The 585-nt window shown below is 43.6% G+C and carries 1 pseudogene; it reads left to right on the top strand.

The window, feature by feature from the left end:
• Positions 1 to 585: pseudogene (locus AX662_RS05460) on the top strand (CshA/CshB family fibrillar adhesin-related protein); the annotation flags it as partial.

The following is a 585-nucleotide window of genomic DNA, read 5'->3' on the forward strand; positions in this document are numbered from 1 at the left end:
AACCAACCTTCACCGAAGGAAATCCAAATGTTCCAATCGATGAAGATACTCCAGCTACCTTCGAAGATGGTTCAACCACTAAGACAGTAGAAGGCGTTGGTACATACACAGTAGCAGCAGACGGAACAGTAACTTTCGTTCCAGAAAAATCATTTACTGGAACTGCTACAGGCGTAACCGTGAAACGTGTTGATAAGAATGGTACTGAAATCACAGCTAAGTACACACCAACTGTTACACCAGTCACACCGACTGCAACTCCAACAACATCAACAGATATTCAAGGTGCTACACAAACTGGTAAGCCAGTATTTACAGAAGGCGATAGCCGTGTACCAATGAATGACGATGTTCCAGCAACATTTGATGATGGTTCAACGACTAAGACTGTTGATGGTGTTGGTACATACACAGTAGCAGCAGATGGAACAGTTACCTTCGTACCAGAAAAATCATTCGTAGGAACTGCATCAGCTGTAACAGTTGTCCGTGAAGATGTTAACGGAACTAAGGCTTCAGCAACCTACACGCCAACAGTAACTCCAGTTACTCCAACTGCTGAACCAACAACATCAACAGATATCC

The sequence above is a fragment of the Streptococcus sp. CCH5-D3 genome (assembly GCF_001556435.1).
Taxonomy (GTDB): Bacteria; Bacillota; Bacilli; order Lactobacillales; family Streptococcaceae; genus Streptococcus.